Source organism: Aquipuribacter hungaricus (assembly GCF_037860755.1).
In the GTDB taxonomy this organism is placed as follows: Bacteria; Actinomycetota; Actinomycetes; order Actinomycetales; family JBBAYJ01; genus Aquipuribacter; species Aquipuribacter hungaricus.
On the sequence record NZ_JBBEOI010000167.1, the window covers coordinates 1 to 8091 of the forward strand.

Annotated in this window: 6 protein-coding genes; 5 read left to right on the forward strand and 1 reads right to left on the reverse strand. The window is 75.6% G+C overall.

Annotated features, from left to right (window positions below):
- Together WCS02_RS14795 and WCS02_RS14800 are read left to right on the forward strand one after the other, a co-directional pair.
- Positions 1-1059 (forward strand): PP2C family protein-serine/threonine phosphatase (locus tag WCS02_RS14795; protein ID WP_340294554.1); only part of this gene is annotated, 1059 nt, incomplete at its 5' end.
- Positions 1060-1371: 312 nt separating this feature from the next.
- Complete coding sequence (locus tag WCS02_RS14800; RefSeq protein ID WP_340294556.1) at positions 1372-2046, forward strand: NAD(P)H-dependent oxidoreductase; 675 nt, start codon at positions 1372-1374, stop codon at positions 2044-2046.
- On the opposite strand, the gene WCS02_RS14805 is transcribed toward WCS02_RS14800, so the two are convergent.
- Positions 2034-2657: a TetR/AcrR family transcriptional regulator gene (locus tag WCS02_RS14805; RefSeq protein ID WP_340294557.1), complete on the reverse strand. Its 624-nt coding sequence runs from the start codon at positions 2655-2657 to the stop codon at positions 2034-2036. The genes WCS02_RS14800 and WCS02_RS14805 overlap by 13 nt on opposite strands.
- Before the next feature lie 54 nt (positions 2658-2711).
- Between WCS02_RS14805 and WCS02_RS14810 the strand changes: the two genes are divergently transcribed.
- The 3 genes from WCS02_RS14810 (at position 2712) to WCS02_RS14820 (ending at position 8083) form a co-directional block, all read left to right on the forward strand.
- Positions 2712-3518: an SDR family NAD(P)-dependent oxidoreductase gene (locus tag WCS02_RS14810; RefSeq protein ID WP_340294558.1), complete on the forward strand. Its 807-nt coding sequence runs from the start codon at positions 2712-2714 to the stop codon at positions 3516-3518.
- 252 nt (positions 3519-3770) lie between these two features.
- Entirely contained in the window at positions 3771-6881 is a 3111-nt protein-coding gene (locus WCS02_RS14815) for a beta-L-arabinofuranosidase domain-containing protein (RefSeq protein WP_340294559.1), read from the forward strand.
- A 95-nt stretch (positions 6882-6976) separates the two neighbouring features.
- Positions 6977-8083, forward strand: a complete 1107-nt coding sequence (locus WCS02_RS14820) for a cytochrome P450 (protein ID WP_340294560.1) — start codon at positions 6977-6979, stop codon at positions 8081-8083.
- Positions 8084-8091 lie beyond the last annotated feature (8 nt).

Sequence of the window (8091 nt, forward strand, 5' to 3'; positions counted from 1 at the left end):
CCCGCCTCCCGCGCGGCGCCGGGCGCGGTGGCCGCCGGGGGCACCCCGGCCGGGGCGGCGCTGCGCACGCAGCAGGTCCAGATCGAGGCCGCCGAGGCCGCTGCAGGCGAGGACCCCGAGCAGGTGCGGGTCTTCGCCCCGGTGACGGCCCGCGGCGAGGCCGTGGGGGTGCTGGAGCTGCTGCTGGCGGGACCGCCCGACGAGGTGCAGCTGGCGTACCTGGGCGAGGCGGCCCACGCCCTGGCCTACGTGGTCATCGCCGACCGCCGCTACACCGACCTGTACGAGTGGGGCCAGCGCAGCGTGCCCCTGTCGCTGCAGGCGGAGATCCAGCGCCGGCTCCTGCCCGGCTCGTACACCTGCGAGGCGGGCCGGTTCACCCTGGCCGGCTGGCAGGTCCCCGCGCACGACGCGGGCGGCGACACCTTCGACTTCGCCCTGGACCAGGACACCCTGCACCTGTCGATCACCGACGCCGTCGGCCACGGCGTCGTGTCGGCCCTGCTCGCGACCCTCGTGGTGTCCAGCCTGCGCAACAGCCGCCGCGCCCGCACCAGCGTCCTGGAGCAGGCGCAGCGGGCCGCGGCGGACCTCGCGGCCCACGCCACGCCCGAGCAGTACGTCACGGGCCAGCTCGTCCGCGTCGACATGGCCACCGGTACCTGCCAGGTGGTCAACGCCGGGCACGTGGCCCCGCTGCTCGTGCGCGACGGGCAGGTCACCGACGTCGTGCTCGACGCCGACCCGCCGTTCGGCCTCCTGCCGGGGTCCGCCTACCGGTCGCAGACCTTCCGGCTGCAGGCGGGCGACCGCCTGGTGCTGCTCACCGACGGCATGCTCGAGCGCGAGGCGGCCGGGGCCGACGTCCGCGGGGTGCTCCGGCAGGTGGTGGACCAGCACCCGCGCGAGGTGGTCCAGGTGCTCACCCGTGCGGTGCTCGCGGCGACGGAGGACCAGCTGAGGGACGACGCCACCGTCATGGTGGTCGACTGGTACGGCGGCCCCGAGGCACCCCGCACGGCGACCGCCGGCGCCACGCGGGACCGAGCCTCGACCTGAGGCGGCGGGCCGTGCCGGTCTGACGGAGCACCCGGCTGACCGACGGGCCCGGCTGACCGACGGGCCCGGCTGACGGGCGGGACCGGGTCAGGGGACGACGACGACCTTGCCGGACAGGGTGCCCGCGGCGGTACGGGCGTGGACGCCGGCCAGGTCGGCGAGCGGGACCCGCTCGGCGACGTCGACGGTGAGCTCGCCCCGGACCACGCGGGCGATGCGGTCTCGGCCGCCGCGGTCGGCGGGGCGGCGCCGCCGGTCGCCCTGGGACGTGGGACCGCAGGCGCGCCTCCTGACCGCGCCTACCCTCGTCGCGTGACCCGGTCGACCGACGCGACCCCGGGCGGCACGCTCGTGCTCACCGCCCACCCGGACTCCACGTCGCTCACCCACCACGCGGCGCGGCGGCTGCGGGACCTGCTGGGGCCGGACGACGTCACCGTCGCCCACCTCGCCCAGGAGGGCTTCGACCCGAGGTGGACCCTCGCCGACCGTCGGGCGTACCTCGGCCAGGCGACGCCTGGCCCCGACGTCCTCGCCGAGCACCGGCGCGTCGACCAGGCCGACCACCTGGTGCTGGTGTTCCCGGTGCAGTGGTGGTCGCTGCCCGCGCTGCTCAAGGGCTGGGTGGACCGGGTCCTCGTCGCCGGCTGGGCGTTCGACCTCGACGAGGACGGCACGGTCGTCCCACGGCTGCAGCGGCTCACCGTCCACCTGCTGCCCCTGTCCGGCACCTCGGCCGGCTCGTTCGACCGCCACGGGTACACCCGGTCCTTCCGCACGCAGCTCGAGCAGGGCGTCGTCGGCTACTGCGGCGCACGTGCAGGCGTCACCGCGTTCGTCCACGACTCCGAGAGCGGCGACCGGGAGGCCGTGGCCGCCGCCGTGGACCGGGCCGCGGGCAGCATCGCCACGAGCATCACCGGCACAGCCACCAGCACCAGCAGCGCCGGCACCACCGGCGCCCCGGTCGTCGCTCAGGAGGGCTGAGCGGCCCGTCCCCCGGGCCGCAGCGACTCCAACGTCGCCCACGCCGAGTCCAGCGCGGCCTCGAGCGGCCAGCTCGACCGCTCCGGCTGGCTGAGCAGGAGCCCGCCCTGGACCGCGGCGAGCACGGCCGCCGCCAGACGGTCGGGGTCGGCCCCCGGGTCGACGTGCCCGCCGGCCTGCATCCGGCGGACCCCGTCGGCCACGCGCGTGCGCCACCCGGTCCACCCCGCCCGCAGGAGCTCCGCGGTCTCGGCGTCCGTGGCGGCCATCTGCGCCGTCAGCGAGCCGATGGGGCAGGCCCACCGGCCGAGACCCAGGTAGTACTCCTCGAGGCCGCGGCGCCAGGCGGCCCAGGACTCCCACGTCGACAGGTCGCTGAGGTGTGGCTCCTGGGCGGCGAGGAGCTGCCTGCCCTCCCAGAGCGCCACCTCCCGGACGAGCTCCGCCTTGCCGCCGGGGAAGTAGTGGAACAGCTGGCTCTTGCTGGTCAGGGTCGCGGCACGGACGTCGTCGAGGCTCGTGCCGTCGATGCCGGCGTCGAGGATCCGCTGCGCCGTCGCCTCGACGATGCGACTCCTCGTGCGCCGCCCCTTCTCCGTCAGCTCGGCCACCTCATCAGCGTAGACGACTGGACCGTCCGGTCCAGCTGCTGCTAGGAATGGACCATGCAGTCCAACTCTGACGCCCTGTCCTCCCTCCCCCGCGACACCCGCCTCGCCGGCCGCACCGCCGTCGTCACCGGCTCCTCCAGCGGCATCGGCGAGGCGGTCGCCCGCGTGCTCGCCGCCTCCGGCGCCGAGGTGGTCGTCACCGGTCGCGACGCCCACCGCACCCAGGCCGTCGCCGACGCCGTGCGCGCCGACGGCGGCACCGCCCACGCGGTCACGGCCGACCTCGGCGCCTCGCCCGACGCCGTCCGCGCGTTCGCCCGCCGGGCGAGCGACGTGCTGGGCGGGCGCGTCGACATCCTCGTCAACAACGCCGGCGTCTACCCCGTCGGGCCCACGGCGACCACCTCCGACGCCGACCTCGAGGCGGTGTGGGCCACCAACGTCCGTGCCCCGCACGTCCTCGTGGGCGCGCTCGCCCCGGCCATGGCGGAGCGGGGCTCGGGCTCCGTCGTGGTCGTCGGGTCCTGGATGGCGCGCACGGGGGTCCCCTTCGGCGCCGCCTACACCGCGAGCAAGGCCGCGGTCGAGCAGTTCACCCGCACCTGGGCCGCGGAGTACGGCCCGAGCGGCGTCCGCGTCAACACGGTCGCGCCCGGCGCCACGTCCACCCCGGGCAACGCCGGCTCCGAGGACGCGCTGGCCGCGATGACCGCGGGCACCCCGGCGGGGCGCCCGGTCCGCCCGGTCGACATCGCCACCGCCGTCCGCTGGCTGGTGAGCGACGAGGCGGTGTTCGTCCACGGCGCGCTGCTCGACGTCGACGGCGGCCTGTCGGCCACCCGGTTCACCGCCGCCGCCTGAGCCTCATCCCCAGCGGACCGGCGGCGTGAGCTGCAGCCGGTCCACAGATCACAGAACGGTAACGGTGCCGAAACCTTACGAAACTCTCTGTCACGACCCGCCGCGTGACCGGTAACACAGACGTGCACCGCCCGTTCCTGCCCGACCGGCCGCCGACGTGGGCGGCCGGCCCGGGGCAGGTCCTGGCCCACGCCCGGGCGGTCGCAGCGTCATCGGGCACCGACGCCGGGTGGCACGACGGGAGGACACACCATGGACCGCAGCAGCGCCCCGCCGACGGACGTGACGGACGACCGGGAGACCACCGCACCGGGGCACCTGAGCCGCCGGACCTTCGTGGGCGCCTCGGTCGTGGGGGCCGCGCTCGCCGCCACCTCCGGAGGGCTGCCGGCGACGGCCGCCGTCGCCGGGGCCCCCGTGGTCACCGTCGACCCGGCGGGCATCCCGTGGGTCGGCGCCGGGAGCACGGCCCCGGTCCGGCCGTTCCGGCTGCACGAGCTCACCCTGGGACCGGGCCTCATGGCCGAGAAGCGCGACCGCATGAAGGCGTTCCTGCGGCAGTACGACGAGCGCCGCTTCCTCGTGCTGTTCAACCAGCAGGCGGGCCGGCCCAACCCGCCCGGCGTCGCCGTGCCGGGTGGCTGGGAGGACGGCGGCCTGCTGAGCGGCCACTGGGCGGGGCACTACATGACCGCCCTCGCGCAGGCGCACGCCGACGCCGGCGAGCAGGTGTTCAAGGACAAGCTCGACTGGATGGTGTCCGAGCTCGCCGCCTGCCAGGAGGCGATCACGGCCCGCCTCGGCACCGGCGGCGGCGGGCCCCTCCCCGAGCCCGTGGTCGGCCGCGTCGCCGGGCGCCACGGGAAGGGCCTTCGGCTCAACGGGCCGAGCCAGGCCCAGCACGTCCGGCTGCCGCAGGAGACCGTGTCGCAGCTCAGGGCCTTCACCGTCGCGACCTGGGTCAACCTGGGCTCGGAAGCCACCTGGTCCCGGGTGTTCGACTTCGGCTCCAGCACGGCCGTCAACATGTTCCTCACCCCGCGGGCCGGGGTCGCGGGGACGCCCCCGCGCTTCGCCATCACCGTCGGCGGCTCCGGCGCCGAGCAGCAGCTCACGGGGACGCAGCCGCTGCCGGTCGGGCAGTGGGTGCACCTGGCGGTGACCCTCGCCGACGGCGTGGGGACGCTCTACGTGGACGGCACGCCGGTCGCCACGAACCCCGCCATGACGCTGGACCCGTCCTCCCTCGGCGTCCCCGGAAACGTCTGGATCGGCCGCTCGCACTACGGCGACGCCCCGCTGGACGCGACGCTCGACGAGTTCCACGTGTTCGACCGCGCGCTGTCGCCCGCGGAGGTCGCCTCGCTCACCACGTCGGCGGCCGGCACCACCGGCGGCGGCAACATCGCCTGGTACGGCTTCGAGGAGGACGGCGGCACGACGGCGCTGGACTCCTCCGCCAACGGCCGGGACGCGGGCATCGTCGCCGTGGTCACCGACACCCGGCTCTGGACGCCCACCCACCCGGGCTACCTGGGCGCGATCCCCGAGGACGCCGTCATCCGGCTCGGTCCCCCGCGGTTCGCCGTCTACGGCGGGGACCTGTCGGCGAACGTCTGGGCCCCCTGGTACACCCAGCACAAGATCATGCGGGGCCTGCTGGACGCCTACGTCCTCACCGGAAACGAGACGGCCCGGGACGTCGTGGTGCGGATGGCCGGCTGGGCGCACCTGGCCCTCACGGTCGGGGACGCGCGCCACCCCGACTACACCGGCGGCCCGACGCGCGACGACCTGGACCTGATGTGGGACACCTACATCGCGGGCGAGTACGGCGGCGCGAACGAGGTGTTCCCCGAGCTCTACGCCCTCACCGGCGACGAGACCCACCTGCGGACCGCGACGCTGTTCGACAACCGGGAGTCGCTGTTCCAGGCCACGGTCGAGGACCGGGACATCCTCGTGGTCACCGACCCCGCCGCGTACGGCCGGCGCCGTCCCGCCCGGCTGCACGCCAACCAGCACGTGCCGGGCTTCACCGGCTACCTGCGGGTGTACGAGCAGTCGGGCGACCGCGACTACCTCGACGCCGCGGCGCACTTCTTCGGCATGGTGGTCCCGCACCGGATGTTCGCCAACGGCGGCACCGGCGGCAACTACCCGGGGTCCAACAACAACATCGAGATGCTGCAGAACCGGGACAACATCGCGAACGCCATCGCGGCCGGCGGGTCCGAGAGCTGCACCACCTACAACCTGTCCAAGCTCGCGACGAACCTGTTCTTCCACGACCAGGACCCCCGCTACATGGAGTACGTCGAGCGGGCGCTGTTCAACCAGCTCGCCGGGACGCGCGCCGACACCGCGAGCACGGCGAACCCGCAGGTGACGTACTTCCAGCCGCTCACGCCCGGGGTGGGGAAGTCCTACGGCAACACCGGGACCTGCTGCGGCGGGACGGGTCTGGAGGTGCACACCAAGCACCAGGAGACGGTCTTCGCCCGCTCGGCCGACGGGTCGACCCTGTACGTCAACCAGTACATGAGCACGACGCTGGACTGGGCGGAGCGGGGCTTCACCGTCACGCAGACGACCGGCTTCCCACGGGCGCACACCTCGCGCCTGACCGTCGACGGGAGCGGCAGGCTCGAGCTGCGGCTCCGTGTCCCACACTGGGCGACGAAGGGGTTCCGGGTCAGCGTGGGCGGGGTCGCCGTGGCCACCGGCAGGCCGGGGACGTACGTCTCGGTCGACCGCACGTGGTCGCCCGGCGACGTGGTCGAGGTCTCCATGCCGTTCTCGGTCCGCGTCGAGCGGGCCCTCGACCGGCCCGACACCCAGTCGGTGTTCTGGGGACCGCTGCTCATGCCGCTCCTGGGCCGGGAGGAGGACGGCGGGTTCCGCGAGCTCAGCCTCTACCGGCACCTGCGCCTGGACGGGGACTACGGCCGCGCGGTCACCCCGGCAGGCACCACCGCCGCCGGCGACCCGCTCCTGGCTGCCGGCGGGTGGACGCTGCGCCCCTGGTACGTCGGCGACACCGAGGCGCACTCGGCGTACTTCCGCCGCGTCGAGCCGACCGTCGTCTTCGGGGCGCTCGACACCGGCGTGCCGAACCGGACGAGGGACGACGACCTGCCCCGCTACGACGTGCCGGAGGCCGGCGTCACCTCCCCCGGTGACGACGGCCTCACCTTCCTCGACGTCGTATGGGACGGCGCGCCGTTCCCGACCCTCGGCCGCTTCGTCTCGCGCGTGGCGGCCACGGCGGCGGACTTCGTGGCGCGCGGGCGCATGAGCGAGGCCGAGAAGGCCACGGTCGTCCGGGCTGCGGGCCGGTCCCGCAGCGAGCTCCTCCCCTGAGCGCCGGCACCTTCGGCGAGCAGGAGCTGTGGGAGCCCGCGACCCGGGCGGACCCCCACGGCTTCTACGCCCGGGTGCGCCGGGCGGGCCGGCCTGTGCCCCAGGTCGACCCGTCCGGGCGGCGGTGGTGGGTGGTCGCCGGCCACCACGACGTCCGCTCCGCGCTCCGGGACCCGGCGCTCGGTCACGAGGTGCACCGGCACCACCCCGCCGGGGGGTCCCCGCGCCCCGCCGGCGAGGCGGCGCGGGTCGCCTCCCGGCAGCTCATCGAGCTCGACGCACCGGACCACACCCGGCTGCGCGCGCTGGTGGCCCCGGCCTTCACCGCCCGTGCGGTCGCCCGGCTGGAGGACAGGGTCCGGGTCCTGGCGCGGCGCCTCGTGGAGCGTGCCGCGGAGCTCGACGAGGTCGACGTCGTGCGCGAGCTGGCCGACCCGGTACCGGTGGGCGTCATCGCGGAGATGGTCGGCGTCCCCGAGGCGGACCGGGGGCAGTTCCGCGCCTGGTCGGCCGCCGTGGTGTCCGGGGACCCGGGGGGGACGGGCGCGGTCGAGCAGTTCGCGGCGTACGTGGACGACCTGGCGGCCCGCCGGCGCCGGGACCCGGCCGACGACCTGCTCAGCCACCTGGTCGCCCAGCTGGACGCGGGGCGGCTGGACCGGGACGAGCTGGTCGCGATGGTCCAGCTGCTGCTCGTGGCCGGGCAGGAGACGACGGTCCACACCGTCGCCACCGCGCTGCGGCTGCTGCTCGAGCACCCGGACCAGTGGCGGTCCCTGGTCGCCGACCCGGGGCTCGCCGCTGCTGCCGTCGAGGAGACCCTGCGCTACCAGGGACCGGTGGAGATCACCCCGCCCCGGTGGACCTTCGCAGAGGTCGTGCTGGCCGGCGGGCCGGTCCCGGCGTTCGAGCTCGTCGCCCTGTCGCTGTGGGGCGCCAACCGCGACCCCGCCGTCTTCGGGCGGCCCGACCTGTTCGACGTCTCGCGCCCGGACGTCGGCCGCCACGTCGCCTTCGGCCACGGCGTCCACGCCTGCCTGGGCGCCTCCCTCGGCCGGCTGGAGGCCCGGGTCGTCCTGCAGGAGGTCGCCCGGCTGCTGCCCGGGCTCGAGCTGGTCGGCCAGCCCGGGGGCGCGCCCGGCGCCGCGGGCCCGCTGCGGGTGCGCACCGGGCCACCCCGGGCCGACCACCGGCGCTCCTAGGTCCGGGG